The organism is Spirosoma sp. (assembly GCF_048594605.1).
In the GTDB taxonomy this organism is placed as follows: Bacteria; Bacteroidota; Bacteroidia; order Cytophagales; family Spirosomataceae; genus Spirosoma.
This window is the reverse complement of record NZ_JBMDWV010000174.1, coordinates 1-21,115: the sequence shown is the minus strand read 5'-3', so window position 1 is coordinate 21,115 and position 21,115 is coordinate 1. Positions and strand designations below refer to the sequence as shown.

Annotated in this window: 16 protein-coding genes; 5 read left to right on the top strand and 11 right to left on the bottom strand. The window is 45.6% G+C overall.

All coding sequences use genetic code 11. The features are described from left to right. Positions 1-532 precede the first annotated feature (532 nt). The 4 genes from ACOJS8_RS11045 (at position 533) to ACOJS8_RS11030 (ending at position 5,913) form a co-directional block, all read left to right on the top strand. Positions 533-817: a hypothetical protein gene (locus ACOJS8_RS11045; RefSeq protein ID WP_420148600.1), complete on the top strand. Its 285-nt coding sequence runs from the start codon at positions 533-535 to the stop codon at positions 815-817. 40 nt (positions 818-857) lie between these two features. Next, positions 858-1,307: a hypothetical protein gene (locus tag ACOJS8_RS11040; RefSeq protein WP_420148599.1), complete on the top strand. Its 450-nt coding sequence runs from the start codon at positions 858-860 to the stop codon at positions 1,305-1,307. Between the two features lie 102 nt (positions 1,308-1,409). Continuing rightward, a complete protein-coding gene (locus tag ACOJS8_RS11035) occupies positions 1,410-2,480 on the top strand; it encodes a PorP/SprF family type IX secretion system membrane protein (protein WP_420148598.1) in 1,071 nt (356 codons plus the stop codon). Positions 2,481-2,568: 88 nt separating this feature from the next. Beyond that, positions 2,569-5,913, top strand: a complete 3,345-nt coding sequence (locus ACOJS8_RS11030; RefSeq protein ID WP_420148597.1) for a PKD domain-containing protein — start codon at positions 2,569-2,571, stop codon at positions 5,911-5,913. Between the two features lie 199 nt (positions 5,914-6,112). Here the strand turns inward: ACOJS8_RS11030 and ACOJS8_RS11025 are convergent, their stop codons facing one another. From ACOJS8_RS11025 to ACOJS8_RS11005, 5 genes are all read right to left on the bottom strand, one after another. Next, entirely contained in the window at positions 6,113-6,559 is a 447-nt protein-coding gene (locus ACOJS8_RS11025; RefSeq protein ID WP_420148596.1) for a DUF6527 family protein, read from the bottom strand. Further along, a complete protein-coding gene (locus ACOJS8_RS11020) occupies positions 6,534-7,715 on the bottom strand; it encodes a ThiF family adenylyltransferase (protein ID WP_420148595.1) in 1,182 nt (393 codons plus the stop codon). The genes ACOJS8_RS11025 and ACOJS8_RS11020 overlap by 26 nt, the downstream gene beginning before the upstream one ends. Further along, a complete protein-coding gene (locus ACOJS8_RS11015; RefSeq protein ID WP_420148594.1) occupies positions 7,690-8,385 on the bottom strand; it encodes a multiubiquitin domain-containing protein in 696 nt (231 codons plus the stop codon). The genes ACOJS8_RS11020 and ACOJS8_RS11015 overlap by 26 nt, the downstream gene beginning before the upstream one ends. A gap of 300 nt (positions 8,386-8,685) precedes the next feature. Then, a complete protein-coding gene (locus ACOJS8_RS11010) occupies positions 8,686-9,153 on the bottom strand; it encodes a hypothetical protein (RefSeq protein WP_420148593.1) in 468 nt (155 codons plus the stop codon). Further along, complete coding sequence (locus ACOJS8_RS11005; RefSeq protein ID WP_420148592.1) at positions 9,154-10,218, bottom strand: helix-turn-helix domain-containing protein; 1,065 nt, start codon at positions 10,216-10,218, stop codon at positions 9,154-9,156. Between the two features lie 494 nt (positions 10,219-10,712). Between ACOJS8_RS11005 and ACOJS8_RS11000 the strand changes: the two genes are divergently transcribed. After that, positions 10,713-11,813, top strand: coding sequence for a PDDEXK nuclease domain-containing protein (locus tag ACOJS8_RS11000; protein ID WP_420148591.1), 1,101 nt, complete (start codon positions 10,713-10,715; stop codon positions 11,811-11,813). Between the two features lie 66 nt (positions 11,814-11,879). Here ACOJS8_RS11000 and ACOJS8_RS10995 read toward each other — a convergent pair whose 3' ends face one another. From ACOJS8_RS10995 to ACOJS8_RS10970, 6 genes are all read right to left on the bottom strand, one after another. Then, positions 11,880-15,095, bottom strand: a complete 3,216-nt coding sequence (locus ACOJS8_RS10995; RefSeq protein ID WP_420148590.1) for a type I restriction endonuclease subunit R — start codon at positions 15,093-15,095, stop codon at positions 11,880-11,882. An 8-nt stretch (positions 15,096-15,103) separates the two neighbouring features. Beyond that, on the bottom strand, positions 15,104-16,894 hold the full coding sequence (locus tag ACOJS8_RS10990) for a GmrSD restriction endonuclease domain-containing protein (protein WP_420148589.1): 1,791 nt from the start codon (positions 16,892-16,894) through the stop codon (positions 15,104-15,106). Further along, positions 16,887-18,047 (bottom strand): restriction endonuclease subunit S, encoded by a 1,161-nt coding sequence (locus tag ACOJS8_RS10985; protein WP_420148588.1) that lies wholly within the window; start codon positions 18,045-18,047, stop codon positions 16,887-16,889. The genes ACOJS8_RS10990 and ACOJS8_RS10985 overlap by 8 nt, the downstream gene beginning before the upstream one ends. Beyond that, entirely contained in the window at positions 18,031-19,599 is a 1,569-nt protein-coding gene (locus ACOJS8_RS10980; RefSeq protein ID WP_420148587.1) for an N-6 DNA methylase, read from the bottom strand. Before ACOJS8_RS10980 ends, ACOJS8_RS10985 begins: the two co-directional genes overlap by 17 nt. Before the next feature lie 104 nt (positions 19,600-19,703). Continuing rightward, a complete protein-coding gene (locus ACOJS8_RS10975; protein WP_420148586.1) occupies positions 19,704-20,369 on the bottom strand; it encodes a hypothetical protein in 666 nt (221 codons plus the stop codon). A 38-nt stretch (positions 20,370-20,407) separates the two neighbouring features. Continuing rightward, positions 20,408-21,115: helix-turn-helix transcriptional regulator (locus ACOJS8_RS10970; protein ID WP_420148585.1), on the bottom strand; the 708-nt coding region annotated here is incomplete at its 5' end.

Here is a 21,115-nt window from a genome sequence, read left to right as displayed (position 1 = left end):
ATCATCGACAGTGCTTACCCTACTTCTTCACTGGCCGGCTACCTGTATCCATCGCTCAAGAATGAAACGCTGAATTGCCCTAACGGCCAGATTACGATTTACGGATGGTCTTTTCGGGCGGCTCAATAAGGCTAAACTAACCAAGTAGGTGTTAAAGATTTTAAGCATGTCTTTGATGCATAATGGATTCATTTACAGTTTATTAAATAACATGCTGTTTTATGACTAACACTTTACCGAATAGCTATTTTTGTCTTAAATAGTGTGAGCGAGAGCCGCACTTTTACTTACATTAGAGACAAATATAGTTTTGTGCTCGGTGTCGGCGTTTTCCTCCTAATATGCCTGATTTCCGCTGTCTCCCTTCTTTTCATTGACTCATTGATAAAGCTGGGATGGATTGGTTATTTTATTTTCGCCAATGGGCTAGCAACTGCAATTATTTGGGCCGCTAACTATTTTATGCCTGAAGAAGGTACTTTTACCATGAACGTTAGTGAAATTATTATTGACGAACAACATTACCAAACATGTGCGTCGATTAGCTGTAGTGACTCATAAGGGCCAAATTGACCGATCATCAAGTGTACAAAATGGTACTGTTATTATCGGGGGACCTTCTGTTGAAGTAGGAGCAACTGTCATCGCTCATCAGGCAGCTAATGTTTCTAAGGGAGTTCTAAATGGTATTATCTCAGTAATTGGCGATGGCATCCGTGATGTCAATTACAAACTGACTTTTCAATATGGTAATAAAGAAATTAAGTTGGCAGGCGGTATGACGGAAAAAACGCAATTTATTTATTCGACCGTTTAGTGGATATTATGGCTTAACATATGCTTAACATTTTAGAATTATGCTATATAAGAAAGGATATTCGGTTCTATTTCTAATTCCACTCATTTTGGTTTTGGGTTGTTCTAAAAAAGAAGTGGTTGATCCACGTGATCAATATATAGGCACTTATGCAACCATAGTAACTTATTCTCAGAAAGTTACCGCTACGGGTTCAACCACGAATGGCTCATTAGCAACCTCTTATCTGTTTGCAAAAGGGAATTCAATAGATGAGATACTAATAAAGGCAGCAAATAGTACCAGCACAGATATTCCTACGACGATTAAACTTTCTGGCTCAACTTTTACCCTTGCCCCCTATACAGCCCAAGGGACAGTTTCGGGAGCTCCTATAACCTTCAATGTCACAGGGTCGGGTTCGTTTTCGGGGAAATCAGTTAACATGACATCAACTTCGACTGGGGGCGGCATCGTTCTTACGGCTAACTATTCAGGCTCAAGACCTTAATAAACACGTAGTACGTATTTAAGGCTCGTTTGAATAAACTCATTATCTTGTGAACTAACGTCTTGCGGTTAATTATATGAGCAATATTTATTAGACTTGCTTATGCGTGTACTTCTAACCAGTTGGTTTGTAATCTTGGTGTTCTCGCACACCTGGGGCCAGGACCCGCAATTCTCTCAGTATTACTCTGCCCCGCTTTACCTGAACCCAGCCTACGCGGGTTACGCCGAAGGGGGCAGGGCCGCTGTCATTTACCGTAACCAGTGGCGCGATGCGGGGCAGTTCAACACCTTTTCGGCTTCGGCTGATGCAACTTATGAGTGTGGAAAGGTAAAGATGGGCGGGGGGGTATTTCTAATGAATGATCAGCAGAGCGCCGACATAAGAACAACTACGGGGGGCGTAGTCTTGGTGCCTCTGGCGATAAAAGCTGAGACGTATTCCGTACGGACGGGCCTATACGTTGGTGGGGGGCAGCGGAATTATCAGTTAGGAAGAGGCATTTTTGTCGATCAACTCACAACGACCGGCGTCGCTGGACAGTCAAACGACCCGCTTGCCGGCCAGGCCCTCTCGAAAACTTTCTTTGATGTTGGGTTGGGTGGAATCGTTGACTTTGATTATTCCGGTTTTGGCAAAAACAAAGATTGGATTGGCATATCGGTTTACCACCTAAATCAGCCAAATGTCAACTTAGCAACTTCCCAGCCATATCGACTGCCGATGCGTATTAACTTACACATGGGTTCTCAGTTGCGAATGAATGGCTGGGACCTTACGCCTGTTGCCAACTTTCGAATGCAAAGTAGTATCCGCCAGCTTGACCTCGGTGCCTACGTTAACTATTACTCACCCAGGAAGGTCTCCACCTCCGCCGATTCGCCCGCTACGTACTCGTTAATTGTGGGTTTAATGTATCGGGGTATTCCGTTGTTGAAGACGGTAAATCAGACTACGCAGGATGCGTTGATTGGCCTGGTAGGTATTCAAAACAACAATTTGTCTTTTGCGTTCAGCTACGACGTAACCATCTCAAAACAAGCTGGCTATACTGGAAATACGTTTGAGTTTACGGTAAGTTACGTTAATCTGGGTTGGGTAGCCGGCTGCCTTGATTCCGATAGCCGACAAAGGCGACGAAATGCAAAGTTCCATATGCGCTGCCCCCGTTGACAACACCCCATTCGTTAATCCTATCCCTTCCATCTTTATGAACTTGCTCACGTTCCGGGACGTCTGTCTATCTACGCTACTCCTCGTTATGACGCTCTCCGTCCGTGCTCAACAGTTGGTGGAGTTTGATGCCTGTACCGGCAATCTCGAACGATGCGTAACCCTGACGGATACATTGTACGAAATGTGTTTCAACGTGAAACCTTCCCCAGCCTGTCCATTTACCAGTTTTGAGGTGGATTGGGACGATGGTCAAAAACAGTCTTACCCAACGGCTGCCCCCGTTGAAATCAGGCATAAGTACGACTTACGTACCTTTCTCAAAAACTGCGGAAGTGGCACCACGAAGCAGTTCAAGATTTTTATTACGACGAATTGCCTAGGCAACAACAAAGGGGCTATTCTTACCTTTAAGATTAAGCCAAGCGCCAATTTTCTCGTGGAGGCCTGCGAAGGGCGTCCGGCGACTATTCAGAACAGGAGCTGCCCTAATACAAATGATATGACCTGGCTCTGGGATTTTGGCGACGGCACGACCTCTGCCCTTGCTAATCCCAGTAAAACGTTTCCAGCAACGACGACTTCCTATAAAGTCAAACTAACCGCAACCAACAGTTGTGGCACGTCCACACATGAAGAGACCGTTCCGGTAAAGAAAATACCGGTGGCGAAATACAATGCCAGCGGCTACGTCGTCAATCCCGTCAATGTTACAGATACTGTTGTCTGTCTTTCCAACGGGGGAACCCTGGCTATGGATGCTACCATTTCCCTTGATGCCACAAGCTATTCCTGGCAAATCAGTCCGTCAACCTACCGGTTCATCAACGGCACGAATGCTAGTTCGCCTAAACCTCAGATTCAGTTTAACCGTTCCGGCACGTATACTGTCACGCTCATAGCCCGCAACAGCTGCGGTGTATCACAACCTATGGTCTGCACGCATAAGGTCGTTGACCTGCCCAGCCCTCGACTGCTTCCTCAGCCAGACACTTGTCAGGCGTTTAACTATGTAGTGGCCTCGCCGATAGCCGGAGCCACGTACACCCTCAATGGCACCGCTTTCTTGCCAACTCAATCCCAGCTGGTGAGTCCATCGACCACGCCCTATATTGTAGCCGTCAATCTGAGTAATACGTGCGGGAACCAGACCGTGCGCGACACTTTTCTGGTCGCCCCATCCGTCCCAGTGCATATCACAAATCCGGTCGGCTCCACAGTTCTCTGCACAAACGCCAGTCCTCTACTGCTCACCGCAGACCTGGCGGGCGGAACCTGGACGGGCACGAACCAGGCGGAGATTACCCAACAGGGTGGACGGAGTTTTTTCAACCCACGCACACCCGGCCGCGTCAGAATTACGTACCAGCGTGGCACCGGCGTTTGTGCGGTTAAAGATACCGTACTTATTGAGGTCCAAGGCATACAAGTAATCGCTCAAAGCGTCAGCGTCTGTTCCGGGCAGACTACAGTGGCACTTGAAGGCAGTCCCGCTGGCGGACGCTGGACAACCACTGACTGCGTGAACTGTCTTACAGGCAATCTACTTACTCTAACGGGAATAACCGCTGCGTCGATTCGGGTCAATTACGTCTTAACAACTAGTGGTGGCTGTAGCGCGAGTGCCGTAGCTACCGTTACAATTGGACAGCCCCAAACCAGATTTACTCTTGCCAATGGCTGTAGTGGTACGCCGATAAAAGCCGTTAATAATTCCATCGGAGCAACCACCTTTCAGTGGCTGGTCAATGGCAACCCGGTGTCTACGGAACGTGAGCCAGCGCTTCAATTGCCGACAGGTTCCGTTCGGGTTACCTTGATCAGTATGGCCGGTAGTTGCTCCAGTACCGTTTCGCAGGACGTGACCATCACAGCTCCCCCGGCCCTTATCAGCTTTACCCCCAGCGTAACGCACGGCTGCTCACCCTTACCCGTTTCTTTTCTGATGAATGGCATTGCTCAGCCGGGGGTAAACTACCAGTGGGATTTTGGGAATCAAACAAGCAGCACGTCCTTCCAGCCTGATCCTCAATCCTTCGAGAACAATGGTCGCCAACCGCAGTCCTTTATCATCACATTGAGCGGAAGCAACTCGTGCGGCAGCCTTCCCAAAACCACACAGATTATTACCGTACTGCCTAAAGCCAAAGCCCAAATCGGCGTCGATTCGACTACTATCCGTTGCCCACCCACGAACGTCACGTTTACCAACCGGTCGACGGGATTTAACGGGAACGTTACGTGGGATTTTGGCGACAGGACACCACCAATTAGCAGTACTGCCCCCGTGGTGAGCCACGAATACCAATCGCCTGCCATGAAACAGATATATACGGTTCGACTAACGGTGAACAGTGATTGCGGTTCCGACATCGATTCCACGCAGATAACGGTTTTCCCGAAAGAGGTTATACCAAGCTTTACCATTAGCAAGAACCCGATCTGTGTTGGCGACAAAATAACGTTTATGGACGCTTCGACGCCCGTACCCGCGCTTGTTAAATGGGAAATTGATGGACACTTGCTGGAGGGGAAAACAGTGAGTTATAATCAATTTACCAAACCAGAAACCCGGTACACGATTAAAATGACGGTCTATCCGGTATGTGGCGGGTTTGCCACGCGGGAGCAAACCATTATAACCGGTCCTATACCGACCGGCGATTTCAAAGTACCTAACGTCAACTGTGTGAGTCAGCCGGTATCCATCACGAACACCTCAGACGCCCGCTTAAGCTTTAAATGGAATTTTGGGGATGGCTCGCCTACTGATTCAATGTTCTATTCGCCAACGCACACATACGCCGGCAACAGAGACACCTATATAATTGCAATGACAATTACTGGATTTCCGACTGCTTGTACGGCCGTTGTTTCACATCCTATTGCGCTTCGGCAAGGAAGTCAGCCTGCATTTCGTATCGCTAATAACGGCGTGATCTGTTCGGATACAATCGTCACAATGGAGGATCAGTCACAAAATGCAACCGCATGGAAATGGTATGCCAATGGACAACTTATTTCGACAGCCAAAAATCCTCAAATAAAGCTTAACCGGGGGCATTATGACATAAAACTGTGGGCGAGCAATGGCGCTTGCGCTGACTCCCTTACCCAGCAGGATGCCGTGTTAGTGGATACCTGTACCCTTTATGTAGCCAGCGTTTTTACACCAGATGGGAACAATATCAGCGACCGCTTCAATATATACGGTAGTAATCTAACGAAGATTCACGAGATGCGAATTTTCAATCGATGGGGTGTTCGGGTATACGAAGCAACAAATCTAACGCCCAATTCACAAACGGAAGGCTGGGATGGCCAGCACAACGGTCAGCCATTACCAGCGGATAATTATGTGTATGAAACGATAGTGGAATTCGTAGGCGGTTCTGTTAAAAAACGAAGAGGTGTGCTTACCTTGCTTCGTTGATCGGACGTTTTTCTGAACGGTGGCCAAGTAGGAGGGAAGGGGCTGGAAACGGCCCTTTCTGCGTTCAATAAAACCGTTCATTTTAATCGTTCAGCCTTTTGAACCTCTACGCCGTTTAATTGGACAGTTTTAATGAGCTGAAACACAACACCACTAGCAAGCGAGTGATGTTGTGTTTCAGCTCATTAAAACTGTCCAATTATAGCCCAATTTTTTGGAAGAGCCTTTGCCAAAAGCCCCGAACGGGTTCTTGTTCAACCGATTCAATCTCATTTTCGGTTGAGGCTTCCAACACATCGTCCGCTTTACTGAAATGTATCCGTTTTCTAATTTGGTCTTTTCGCCGACCTTCCTCAATTTCATCTTGGGACCACCTCCCTGCCCATTGTATTTCACCTCCCTTAATCCAATAGTGTGATTGGCAATCAAAGCTCCAATTCCCGATTGATGGGCTAAGTGAAATAGCATCACCATTAAACATAAGCTCCCAATCGGTAGGCGTTATTGGCGTAATAACTTTATTGCCACAGCCACACGCACAATTGTGTGCGGCTGTGCAATAGTCGATGGAAACGTAAAGCACGCCTTCGTCTAGCTTTTCCGGAATGAATTTAACGAAGTTATGCCGCAAGGCCTTGATCATCATTGTACAATTCCGAATTATTAATTGCGTACAGGCTATTGTGCTCTCTCTCCAAATCATGGTAAAAGCCGTTTAGCTTTTTCCACTTGATGACTGCCAAGTTGGCGTTAAGCGCGTTTAACTCCGCAATCTGAATATTGGCGTCATAGTCATTATTACCCTGCTCACCGACAGGCAGTCGCTTCGGTAAATGGTCATTCTGGTTCTCAGTAGCGGTCGTTACGCGAATCATACCTGTTAAACGACCTTCCACTAAATTAACCCCTAAACCAACATCGATAAACGCAGTGCCTCGTGATCGGAAATGGCTCGCCATTAACCCTCTTGCCTGATTTCGGTCTAGACTGATGAAAACAAAATTCATGTCGTCGAGCTCTATAAGGTTGTCCGCGGTTACGTACTGTGGATGAGCGATGATTCCTTTATGCATTTTCGAGTAAATGGTACAGTAATACTCCACTTTCAGCGGTTCCGAATCTAACTCCTCAAGTGAAGCGGCTCCCGGCGAACGAAAGGCATTGTGTGTGTGCAGGACATCGCCATCAAACAAGTGGATCTCCGAAACGGGTGTTTTAGCCAACAAATCTAAAATATATGCGCCTGTCCCACCCAATCCAACAATCGCCACTTTCTGGCCTTCAAGCTTAGCATTTAACGGATAGATATTGGCCCGGCCTGAGTTCGTATCTAGGTATTGGAAAGGCGAAGTTTCCTCTTCTGTCGGCACAACCTTAAACGTTTTCTCTGTGACTTCTGGATACAGCGTCTTTGCCGGGGCCGAAATAATGTCAGCATATCGCGTTACCTTGTGATAGTAGTCAGCGTATCCTTCGGGTGGTTTATTCGAAAAAGCAAACTGTACAATCACTTCCGGGTATAATTGCTGAGGGCAATTCTGGTGCTCGATACCCGAAATCGGTCTGCCATTACTTCTGTGCGGATATTCCCCTGTAAAGTAAATAACGTGATAGCTTGGCCGTGTGGTCGTTTGCCCACTGGTGTCGAGTGATGTTACCAAGGTGCCGTAGTATAGCTCCCGGTTAGCGTTCAGGTAAGGAATATGATGCACAAGCAGGTAGGGTCCTCTTAGCTCTATCTCATACCCTTCGTCGCGCAGACGCTTTAGGTCCGGGCTATGATTTATCAGTGGCTGTTGCATTGAATTGCATCTCGTTTTTGACCTTTACAACGCTTCCGACATCCATTGACCCTTTATGGTTTTGCTTGGGCCCTTTCGAGTAAGCCACCGTGTATTCCATCTGTCCATTGTTGTTATTCTGACCAAAGGCCAGTACAATAACCTGCTCGTAGGAGATTGTTTTTTGTGTCCATCGCTTCGGCGTTGCGTTGACAATCAGCGTGTACTCTGCTTTTTCTTTCGAGAAGAAGTGCTCCTTGCTGGGGCGGGCCAAATTCACAATCACGCCAGGCCGAATTAATTCATCCTCGAAAGGCGGGGCTATTTTCAGGTATACTTCATCTTCGTCGTCAATCTGACCTAATTCTTTAATCTCTTCGAGGGAGATATATTGCTTAAACCAGATGTGGTCTACACCATTTATGGATAGGTCCAGCTTTTTACGAACGTAGAAGTATTCAATTTCCGGTCGGGCCAGATTGACGCGGGCATCATTCATGATCAACTCATCCACCCAAGGCTTGGCCACAGAGAGATAAAGTTCTGTATCGAGCGGAATCCCAGCGCCGAGTTTTATTTGCTGACCTGTTACGTATTGCTCCTTCGAGTTGAAGCTTTTTCCCTCTACGATGTATTCTAAAAAGGGAGATTTCGGCTCAACAGGAGCCAAGGAATTATTAGTCTGCGACATTGTCGTAAACAGTTTAGTTGGTTAAAGAAAATTTTATGATCTCGAGTACGTGTAGTACTTGATAATGGCACGTAGCCACTGTTACAGATTTTCTTTCAGCGTCAACTTGAGTTTGTTAAACAATGCAGGCACTATCAGCGGACAAAAGGCCGCCTAATAGCTTGGGCCACAGAAAACTTGGATGCTATCAAGGAAGAACTTAACTTTGAAGTGTCCAATTTCTTAGTCATCAGAAGCTTGCTAAGCTTCGTGTTTCTTCGGTGATGATCCAAGCCAGGTGGTCTCCGCCTGGCTATTTTTTTATACTAAATCGTGTATAAGGTCGATATTTAAGCTCATTCCGCTACTGATTACTTCTTGCAATAGCCCTACGGAAACACTTTCATAAGTTGAAATGGAAATTCCGAATTGCTGAAATGCGATCACTCTCAAAAGGTGATCCTCTGTTACAAGTGTGTATCCTTTGGAACGGGCGTAAATAACTGCATATATAGTTCTGGCAAGAAACCTGGAGCAGCAACCTGCTTTGAGAGTCCACACCGACGCCATTTGGCGATCATTCAGTGCAACCACTTTTATTTTCCCTTGGTTGACCATCTGCTTTGCCAAGGCAAGATCAGCCATTGAAAATGTACTTGTTACTGGTTGCTCCGAGTAACATCCATCGGGAATGTAAAACTGCACATCATTAGCTTCCAGATGATTTAGTATGCCAAAACGTTGCAGTTTTACCGGCAAACTCATCTCCGTCACAACCAGATTTTTCATTTACTTAAGTTTTTGGTAATAGATATCACGAAAGTCCGCCTCGCTATATTTAGGACCCGCCAATTGAGCTGCTTTATCAAGGCCAATCTTTCGTTCGCTAAGGCATCGATATAGCATTTGCAGAAACCGTTGTGGCTCTTCTTCGCCAAGGTAGTAGCCGTATTCATGGTCTTCGAAAGCACTCATTTTCCAGTTTTGATAAGCCTCATAGGTAATGAGTTTCGCCATTCGGGCTCGCACCATAATCGCGTAAACTGACATACCGTACAACTGCTTAATTCGCTGTAATTCAGGCATTGAAATTGCCGTTCGATTCTTACCGAATTCAGCGATCAGAATGTCTGTTGGCAATAGCACGGCACCAGCAAACGCGTTACAATACTTCTCTATATCATCTAGCGAGAGGTCGTCTGCCATAACCAAAAGTAGATGCCCCAGTTCATGTAGCAGGGTAAATCGAATACGGCAAACGTCCTGTGGCCGATCATTGAGAATGACAACCGGAAACTTCCTATTATCCACCCATCCGGAAAGTCCCTCATGCGTATAGGTATAGCCAAACTTGACCTTTATTATTCGAATCCCTCGTTTTTCAAGCACATCCACCAGGTTGTGTAGTGGACCATCCCCAAGCTTCCATTTCTTACGGAGTTGAAAAGCAGCCTTCTCCGCATCCTCCGCCGTTTTAACCGGATCGATGCCTTGCAATGGATTTTCAAACGGTTTAGTCTCTTTTGCAATGGTTTCAAGTTCCATATAGCCCGAAAGAGCGTCGCTAGCAATTTGCTCGACTGTGATCCGTTGATCGGGTGATAGTGACATTCCCTCTCTATAATTGATCGCGTTCAATCTAAAGGATACTCGATGCGCGGAGAAAAAATACTCTAAATTTTGACCCAGTGCTTTCGCAATGGAAAGTAGCGTAGTGCTGTCAGGGTTACGAAAGCCATTTTCATAAGTACTAATTGCTTGTTTAGAGATACTCACTTGATTCGCTAACTCCTCCATGGTCATGCCTATTTGCTGCCTGGCGCGGGTTATGTTGTATGCAAGGGTGTTATTCATAAGGTTTATGGTTGCCGTGTACAAACGTATAAAAATTAGAAAGTACACGCAAGTGGTTTGTGGAAATAATTTTTTTATTAAGTTTATAGTGCTAATAGTCAATGTATTATATAAAAAATATTTTTTTAAATTATTATTTTGCCGTGGACTGCATTAAAATAAAAGATTACTCCTGATGATATTTTTTGCTGTAACACAATTAATTAGATATTACCCTAATGTAAACTTTGCCTTATTAAAGCATGCTTTGATAAAAGCCTGGGTTTGTAGTTAAAGAAACTGGTCAATATCCAGTTGACTTCACGAATGAAAATTTACTAGTTGCAAGACCTAGGTTACTTAGAACTGATTGCTTTGGGACGCCAACATAGGCTCGTTAGCTGGCACGGAGTGTATAGACTTTAACTAACCAATTACAGGCGATTTATTCAGCCTCTTCCTCGCCCAAAAGTCTAAGTTTAACTATCTTGGGTGACGTTTCTTTGCCATTTACTATGCAATTTTCAGAGTTAATCACTACGTTGGAAGGTTTACATCAGCAGCTTAGTCAGCAGGCGGCTCGTCAGGCTGATCAATTATTGACCCTTCGCAACTATCTGTTTGGATTTTATATCGTTGAGTTCGAGCAACATGGCACTGACCGCGCGGCTTACGGCCAACAACTGCATAAACGCTTATCTGTTGAACTGCAAAAACACGCTATCAAGAGTGTGTCAGATCGCTCCTTGCGGCAGTATCGTCAGTTTTACCTAACCTATCCTCAAATTTGGCAGACGCTGTCTGCCAAATTCAAACTACCTGATTTTGATCTCATTCGCCAGGAAGATGTTACAAGTAATGCGAGTATTGATAAGGACTTACCTACGCTCAATCCATCTCTCTTGCTGGATCGGCTAACGTACTCCCATTTTGTCGAACTACTGAAAGTCGATAATCCATTACTTCGTCGCTTTTACGAAGTCGAAGCGCTCAAAAACAATTGGAAGGTTCACGAGCTAAATCGAGCTATTACAACGCTTCTAGCCGAACGCACCAGCCTGTCAACCGATAAAGCGGCCGTGATTGCCCGTATTCAGGAGAATCAACCGACTGGTCTGGAGGATTTAATACGGAATCCATACTTGCTGGAGTTTCTAGGCTTACAAGAAAAACCGGAATACACCGAAAACGACTTCGAAAAAGCCATCATCGACAATTTACAGGACTTCTTACTGGAGTTGGGACGAGGCTTCTGCTTTGAGGCCCGGCAAAAGCGCATCAGTTTCGGAAATCGTCATTATCGGATCGACCTAGTTTTTTATCACCGAATTCTGAAGTGTCATGTGCTGATCGATCTCAAAATCGGTGAATTCGACCATGCTGATGCCGGACAGATGACCGTTTACCTCAACTATTACAAAGCCAATGAAATGAGCGCAGGTGATAATCCGCCAGTTGGTATAATCCTCTGCGCCAGTAAAGACAATTCCTTAGTAGAATATGCCACCAGTGGTATGGCAAATGAAGTGTTTGTCTCTCAATACTTAGCTGAATTGCCTGATAAAGAGCAACTCCAGGCGTTTATTGAGCGGGAAAGCCGGAGTATAAATGATTAATAAAATAGAAGCTCATAGATATGTAACATAAACTGTTCCTAAGCAGAATGGCTTTAGAACAGCTTTTTACTGTTGATTCTTCTTGAAATTCTCAGCTTGCTCGAAAATGTCGGTATACACTTCGTCGCGCTCAACGGGTGGATAGCCGTGTTCATCTAACAGTAAAATGATTCCTACTTTCAGTGATGCCTTAATATCCTCACGTTTATTCCAATCTGGAAAACTCGCCTGTCCATCGACTAAGTTTTTGACGGCTCTGGCCAGATCAATTAGCTTATCTTCAGGGTATGTAAAACCATATTTTAAGCAGAGTGCCTTGAGTATATCGTAGAAGGCTTTTTCCTCAAAATCGATTCCCAGTTCATTGCCAGCTGAAAATTCCTGACGGGCTTCCCAGATCAGGTTGGTCAGCTGCTCGGCGATCTCCTCAAATACCTCACTCCGCAGCACATCATTCTGACTACGATCGTTATAGCGATCCACCAGTGATTGCATACGCCTTGAAAAATCGATACCTTTTATCCGGTTAACCTTTTTTAGCTCACCAATTACTTTAGCGAGTAATTCATGAAGCAGCTTGATTTTCGTGTTGGGTAGTTTGATTTTGTTAAGCTTCGCCAGGTAGTCTTCGTCAAATAGATCCTGCTCGGTTTGGCCTTCATCACCAATTTTATACAATTCTTCCACGCCCTCACTGGCCAAGGCATCTTTAATCATATCTCGTACCCGCGCGTTCATCTGAGCCGTGTCGGGGGCGTCACCTTTGGTCAGTTTGAATAGAATGCTTCGAACGGCCAGATAAAAGTAAATGGTATCGCGTTCGATTTGTGCGATTTCCTCTCGTCCGCTACAAATATCGTAGGCCGCTTTGAGTCGTTGTACCAGACCCACATAGCGGGTTTCGGTATCTTTTGTCTGCTGCACATACTCGACAGCTAAATTCAGCGTATGCAGTTGTTGAAGATTCGTACCCGAAAAATAGAGACGACTGTCAAATTTATGAAAGAGTTTCGCCAGCAAGTCGAGGTAGTCTTTGACAATGACAACTGACGCCATCACGTCTTCGCTATTCTTCTCTTCACCTTTACCAAACTTAGCTAGAGCAAGGTTCATCTGTTTCCGAAAGCCGATATAATCGACTACCAACCCTTTTTCTTTCCCTTCGTACTTCCGGTTAACGCGCGAGATTGTCTGGATCAAATTATGTTCCTGAATAGGTTTATCGATATAGATCGTGTCCAGGAAGGGCACATCGAAGCCCGTCAGCCACATGTCGACAACGATGGCGATCTTGAAGTTCGATTTGGCCGTTTTAAACTGGCGGTCTAGTTCTTTACGATACTCTTTAGTACCGAGCAAGTCGTATAGTTCTTTGGGGTCATCCTTTCCACGAGTCATAATCATCTTGATCCGCTCGATTGGTTTGATCTCCTTAGCTTCCTTATCCGATAATACAGCCCCTTCTTCAGCTACTCGTACCTCGTTCCATTCAGGCCGTACCGCAATGATCCGTTTGTATAAGTCGTAGGCAATTTCGCGGGAACTGCACACGAACATGGCTTTCCCTTTGATAGAGGCACCCTCGGTAAGGCGATTTTCGTAGTGTTTAATGAAATCGTCTGCCAGAACCTGCAACCGTTTCGGGTCACCTAGAATGGCGTTCATATTCGCCGTTTCTTCTTTGCTCTGCTCAATCTGGTAGGCATTGGCGCCAGCTTCAGCAGCTTCTTCATAATACCGCTCGATTTTTTCGAGTTGGCTGTTATTGAGAGCTACTTTTGCCGACCGGCCTTCGTACACAATACGAACGGTTATCTCGTCACGTACCGATTCGGTCATGGTGTAGGTATCCACCACGGGACCGAATACATCAAGTGTTGCGTCTATTGGCGTACCCGTGAAGCCTACGTAGGTGGCATTAGGCAGGGAATCCCGCAGATATTTTGCAAACCCGTATGATTTGCTGACTCCCTCGGCCGTTACCCGCACTTTCTGTTCCAGATTGGTCTGAGTGCGATGAGCCTCATCTGAAATACAGATGACATTGGTGCGATCGGTGAGGAGCCGGGTGTCTTCCGTAAATTTGTGGATGGTAGTCAGGAAAACACCCCCGCTGTTCCGGCCCGCCAGCATCGTCCTCAACTGCTCGCGGCTGTCTACGCTCACCACAGTGTTATCACCGAGGTACGTTTTAGCGTTGGTAAACTGTCCTGATAGCTGATCGTCGAGGTCAGTGCGGTCGGTGATCAAAATGATCGTGGGGCTAGCAAAATAGGCGCTTTTCATCAGCAGTCGCGTCAGAAAGAGCATGGTGAAGCTCTTGCCGCAACCGGTGGCCCCGAAGTAGGTACCTCCTTTGCCATCGCCGTCGGGCTTCTGCGTTTTCTTGATGTTATCATACAATGACCGGGCTGCATAGTACTGGGGGTAACGACAAACAACCTTTTCAGTCTTCTTTGAGCTATCGGGCAGGTAGATAAAATTACGAATAATGTCACGCAGGCGGGCGTGGTCTAGCATTCCCTGAATCAGGGTATATAGACTTTCTACTCCGTCTACATCTTTGGCTAGCCCCGCCACCCGACGCCAACCATAGAAGTACTCATAAGGGGCAAAGAACGATCCCGCCTTGTTGTTAAAACCATCGCTGATGACGCAGAAAGCGTTGTATTTAAAAAGCTCTGGGATGTCGCGCTGATAGCGAACGGTAAGTTGTTTGTAAGCGTCGAACAAGGTGGCTTCTTCCCGGATGGCGCTCTTAAACTCGAATACCACTATGGGCAGGCCATTGATGTATAGGATACCGTCGGGAATACGCCGTTCGGTGCCGACGATCTCCAGCTGCGTCACAAACTTGTAAATGTTTTGGTCAGCGGAATGGGTCATGGCGGGATCAGCCACTACGTGTTCTAATTGCTTCGTAGCTGATTGACGTTGTTGCGACAGACCCCTATAGTCGATTAGCTCAATGAAAATATCTTTTTGCCGCCGGTCTTCGCGGGTAAACGTGAAGCCGTCAGCTAACTGACGCATGACAATCTTGTTGGACTCGTAAAGATCAGATGCCGGTAGAGCATTTAGTTGTCGGATGATCGAGTCGACTTCAGAGTTCGTCAGCCCCTCAGCTTTGTACCGCCGGAGCAAATAGATACGTAGGTCGTCCTCGATCAGCACCTCCTCCGGAGTACGGGTGAGCGTTTCGCCTAAGTGGTGTGGGTAATGTTGGCTCGCCAGCAGTTGGCAGAATAACTCTTCCAGCGCGGCTTCAGTGAAATGTTTCATTAGTGTGGCTACAAAGCTTCGTAGTACGTTTTGATCTTTTGGGCCATTAGCTGCCGTCGGTCCATCAGAAACGTTTCGTATTGCGTGTGATCGAGTGTATCTAGGTTGAACGGAATATCGTTGTGAGCAAGGTTGTCCAGCAAGTCCTGCTCCGAGTCGAGCGTGCTGAGGTCCAACTGGCCTTGCCCAATCTGCTCCCTTACCTTGCGCAGATAATCACCGGGAGCCATCGCTCCAATTTTGATATTGGTTGACTGTTCAGTAAAAACGTAGTTGGCTACCTGGTTATACAGCTTCTGGGGGAAATTGGCTTTAGTCAGATACTTCTTCGGAAAAATATGATGGACATCGCCCCGCTGCTCAATTAGACTATTGATGCGCATGCTTTTAGCCAGAAAGGCAGGGGCATGGTTATAGCATTGAGCCGCTAGATACACGTTATAGGCGTTGTTACCAGTAGCCGAAGTTTCCAGATCACTCACCAGCCGATAATCCCAGAAGCCTGCCCCGAGGTTGGTCTGTTCCATTTGGCTCAGATACGTGGCAATCCCTTTTTCGTTAATCTGTTTGATGTCTTCATCAATCATTGATTCTGACGAACCGGAATAGCGACCAATTAATAGTGACAGCACCAACCACCGCTTCACGTAGTGCTGCACTTCAGCTTCCGACATGCCCTGCGCCCGTAATTTAAGATAAAGAGCATACGAGAAGTTGAGGCTATTTTTCGACGAGATCAACCGATTACTGATGAAGCCTGCCGACTTTACCAGCATTAGAAAACGCTGATAGTTCGTCTGGTTGACGAAGTCGAGCAAGCCCACCGACAGTTTCTGAAAACTTTGTTCGGCAATCTCGTCTTCGTAGCTACGCGTTTCAAAGTTCCGACCTGACAGTAGAGCCACTAGATCACTGAATCGGCCTCGACTGAACTGATAGGTGTAGGCCACTCGTAATACGTCGATGTAGTTGGGTACATAGAGTGCATCATGGCCACTGGCCATCCAGCGAATGGCTCCATAATAATTGTGGCTGTGGAAGGCGGGGTCGTTGTCGACAATGTGTTTATTGAAATCCTTGTCGACCAGCAGCCGGCAAAAATAATCGACCAGCTTCCGCATCGTGTTGCCACCATGCTGCTCATCAGCAGCAATTTTCGACATCACAAAATCGGCATTACTCAGTACTACCCCCTTCTGATTGATGCGGATGAAAATTTCGGTAACGGTATCGATATCGAGCGTATGGTCGAGTTCGATAATACCAACCTGCTTGGTCTTGATGGCTTTGAGATTCTCGATCCGCTTTTCAACCAAATCTTCATCGGCATTGGAATTCAGAGCCATGTAGTCGCGCCGGGCCTTGCCAATGGAAATTTCTTCGTTCAGAATGGGGTGGATGCTATTGATCCATTCTGAGCTGTTTTCGTAGGCTTTATTAAAAACGTCGAATGTCTCGGTAAGCGGATTAAAAGCGATACGAATGTTAACCTGCCGGTAGTTGTAGTCAAGTACGCGTTGACCTACAATAGCTGCGGTGAGGGCCGTAACACGCTGCTGTCCGTCGATGAGAACCTTTCTACCAGCGGACAGCTCACCGTTTTTCAGTTTTACATCGGGATTGCGCCAAGTGATAATGTAACCCACAGGATAACCCTTGTAAAGCGAGTCGATGAGGTCACGTACTTTAGATGCTTTCCAGACGAAAGGCCGCTGAATTTCTGGAATGTCAATTTCACCCGATTTAATCCAAGTCAGCAACGTCTCAATCGGTTGCTGATGTACACTATATTTAGCCATGTATCGGTTCTTCGATCGTCGAGAGTTTAGAAAGAAGAAGGTTACTTAAAGAATAAAGTAAATGGGTCTCTCGTATTAATACTTTTATCTTATGAAATATTTTTCTTTCAATATTTTCGAACCTCTCAATTGTAGTTTTCTTTGGTACTATTAAGCGATGTAGATGAATGTGATTTCTATTTAAGGTTGGGACTGCAGAGCCACTATTGTAATCGCTAATATTGATGGATTTCAAAATATAATAAGCGAAAATAGGCGTTGCATTTTTATAGCTTTTAACCCAAAGGGTAGTATTTAGTGGCCAAAAATCTTCTTCGATGTAGAAAACTTCACCTAACGAACCACTTCGTCCGGTTACAACACCTGGACCTTTTACTTTAAAATCGTTGTGATACTCCGCAACTCCAGTCGAAGCGTATATAGGATACAATCCATTTTTCCTATGCTGAGTTGCTAAATCAAACCCCCGCTGAAGTTCAAGCAAATCAATTAGTTTTCCAGCCTCCCATTTCTTAGGTATTTCTCCCAACTCACTGTCAATCATTTCACCCCCATTACTTTTGTAAGGCTGACCATTTTCATCTGGGAATTCAAAATCGACAAACCATTGTTTATAAATAGTCTGTGCCGTCTCTTCCAGCTTCGTAATCAGTTGCTTATTCAGCGCAATGCGGTTTGTAATGGTATGATACTCTTTGATTATTTCCCGTTGTTTATCGATGTCCGGCACGGGCAAATACGTATTACAGAGTTCATCCCAATCAAATACTTCACGAGCGCTGCCATGGCTCTTAAACCTGGCATATCGATCAAATTCCGGTCGTTGGAACCACATCATTAAATACTCAGGCAGCAACTGTTCAGTGTCAATGATTTTAAAAACTGTGTAGGCTTGCGAAACGATAGCTTCTTCGTAATCGTCTAACAACGCAATAGACACTTTATCACCGTTTCGAGAAGTTACTGGGCCATACGCAAACTGATTTTGTCTGACGATTTTATACGTAGACATATCCGTGCCGATAATATTGGCGATAGACGGAATAAATTTCTTCTGAATACTTACTCCCAGCAGCAACGTAACGGACATATTTGTGTCTCTCTCATTGACTTCTTGGATGTAATTACCCAATCGCTTATAATTCGATTGCATAGCCTAATTCGCTGAATACAGTAAGTAAATCGTTTTTCGATTGTGCTTCGGCCCGGAACAGGTTGATAAATTCGGCTTGCAACGTCTGCATTTTTTGCTCGAAATCAATGTTTTCGTCGCGGTTTACAAACTCGATGTATTTGCTCGGCACCAGCGAGTAATCTTTACCATGAATTTCTTCGATATGGGCCGAGTAGCAATATTCAGGTACGTTTCGGTAAGTATTGGCTTCCTGTTGCCAGTCATGATATGTGGCCACGATGTCGGCAATGTGCTGCTCCGAAAACTGCACAAACTTCTTCTCAAAAGGCTCACCGATCTGCCGCAAATCCATAAATAGAATCTCATCTTCTCGGTCACGGTAATGGCGCTCGGTATCGCCAAGGCTACGGCTGTGCTGTCGCTTATTCTTGTTGATAATCCAAAGCGTCACGCTGATGTCAGTCGTATAAAACAGGTTCCGAGGTAGCACCAGAATAGCTTCAACTAGTTTGTTCTCGATTAGCGTCTTGCGGATTTTATATTCTTCACCACCACCACTCAGCGCGCCGTTGGCCAGAATAAAACCCGCCACGCCGTTGTCGGAAAGCTTCGAGACCATGTTCAGAATCCAGCCGTAATTAGCGTTACTACGAGGAGGTACGTCATAACCGCGCCAGCGCGGATCGTCGGTCAGTTCGGTAGCGGCACGCCAGTCTTTCTGGTTAAACGGCGGGTTGGCCATAATAAAATCGGCCTTGAGGTCCTTGTGCTGATCATCGGCAAATGTGTCGGCAGCTTTAAGACCAAGATTAGCTGTAATCCCCCGAATGGCGAGGTTCATCTTTGCCAGCTTGTAGGTCGTACCTGTATACTCCTGCCCATAAATAGACACCTCTTTTTTGTTACCGTGGTGGCTTTCGATAAACTTCACCGATTGCACAAACATCCCGCCAGAGCCGCAGGCTGGGTCATAAATGATACCCCGGTACGGTTCAATCAATTCCGTTATTAAGTTGACAATACTCTTAGGTGTATAGAACTCACCCTTGCCCTTGCCTTCCGCCAGCGCAAACTTCGATAGGAAATACTCGTAAACCCGGCCTACCAAATCGTGCGCCTTATCTTTGAGCGTATCCAGGTTATTGATTGTATCGAGCAGCGATGCCAGTTTCGCGCTGTCCAGGCCAAGCCGTGAGAAGTAGTTGTCGGGCAGTGCACCCTTAAGAGCTTTATTCTTCTGCTCGATGAGATGGAGGGCGGTGTCGATCTTCAGTGCGATGTCGTTCTGCTTAGCGTGCTGAATGATATAGCTCCATCGTGATTCCTCGTCGAGGTAAAACACGTTGCTCATGGTATAGAAGTCGGGCATATCGATATATTTCTCCCGCCCCTGATTAATGAGCGACTTCCGGTGTTCTTCGAATTTATCACTGGTGAATTTGAGGAAGATCAGACTAAGCACGACATGCTTGTATTCAGCGGATTCTACGCTTCCTCTTAATTTATTAGCTGATTCCCAAAGGGTTACTTCAATGCTCTTTTCTTTTACCTGTTTTTTCTCTTTTGCCATTCTGGTGGATGAAACCTTCAGCTGCACCTTCTGAAGATTAGTTTAAACTGTGGTATATGCACTCCCGTCTTTAGTAAACTAAGTGATTCAGCAAAATAACGGTATTAGGTCGATAATTCGGTGAGTAGGGGCAGGACATAGTTCGCGACATGAAGTCTGCTTTCCCATATGTAAATTGTGCCAATTTGTTGTTTAATACGCTGAGGTAGATGGGCTAACGATCTTGTTTTCAATGATACTTCTTCCCAGGGATTCCCTGTTGCTGGCGCAATAATGCGTTCTCCTAAGCAATTTATTGTCAAGGTATTACCATTAAACGATAAGGTTGTAATATCGTCTTCAGTAGCCTCATCAGATTTTTTTCGCATTTTTTGGACAATGAGCTTAAAATAGTCGTGCTCAATAGTTGCTGAAGGCTTTTGGCTATAAGCTAGTTTCGATTGCTCCCAAGGTAGGAGAGATTTCCAGAGCAAGCCTTGATGATACCAGGCGGGGACATTTTTTGCTTCAAAATCACGTCCTAATTTAAAAGAAAGGAAGGCAACGCCCTGCTCGAAGGAATCCACTTCTTGAGGGATTTCAAATTCAATAAGACCTAATCTTCGCTCAGTTTGATTTATTCCTGAGAAATAGACTATATCTTTAAGATATCTGTTCATTGCCTCAACGGCTACTAATTTAAAATTTCCAAAATCCAATTCAAGTCTAGAATCGGAAGTAGAGCGGAAGCCTATTTTTTTTAATATTTCGTATAATGAAACTTTGGACATGATAACTATTAGCTAATCGATGATAATGCCTGATTTTTCTATGTAGTATATTGGCTATAAGCTTGATACAGTATATCTCTAATCTTATCCCTCAGTCCGTATGGCTCAACTACTACTACATCCCTACCAAATTCTAATACCCTGGCTTCTAATTCTCGGTTTAATTCCACTAAAATCCGTACCTCCAACTGACCATTAGCTAGCCAGGTTGTTTCTTGGGTAGAATGTATCTTCTTGGTCTCAACATATTTTCCACGTTCGGCTGTGAAGTGCAATACTATCGTCTGCGGTTTATCTATGGTTTTTGTTGTTCCCAACAAGTATTGAAAATGGCTTCGGATATCAAAAGCCTTGGGGTAGACAAAGCTCTCGGCAGTCTCATGTTGGCTGACAATACGGTCAAGAGGCAAATTCTGAGGGATGGAACGGCCACTCTCCCAACCTACCAGCACCCAGCGATTATTATACTCTTTTAGTAAGAGCGGATAAATGTGCCTGACCATGGGCTTTTCGCCGTTGTATGTCTGATACCTAATCCGTAAAAAGGCTTTTTTCTGAATAGCTTTATAGAGGCTTATCAAGTGCTGACGACCAACCAATTCGGCTTCATCAAATTCTATAGAAGGATTATGTTCGGCTGAAGTTAGTGCTACACGCTGCTCCAGTCTGAGTAATAGATCTTCCAAGCCAATAAATTCTTTTGATTTAGATAACTGCCGCAGCAAAGCCAAAGCCTCGTTCAGCCC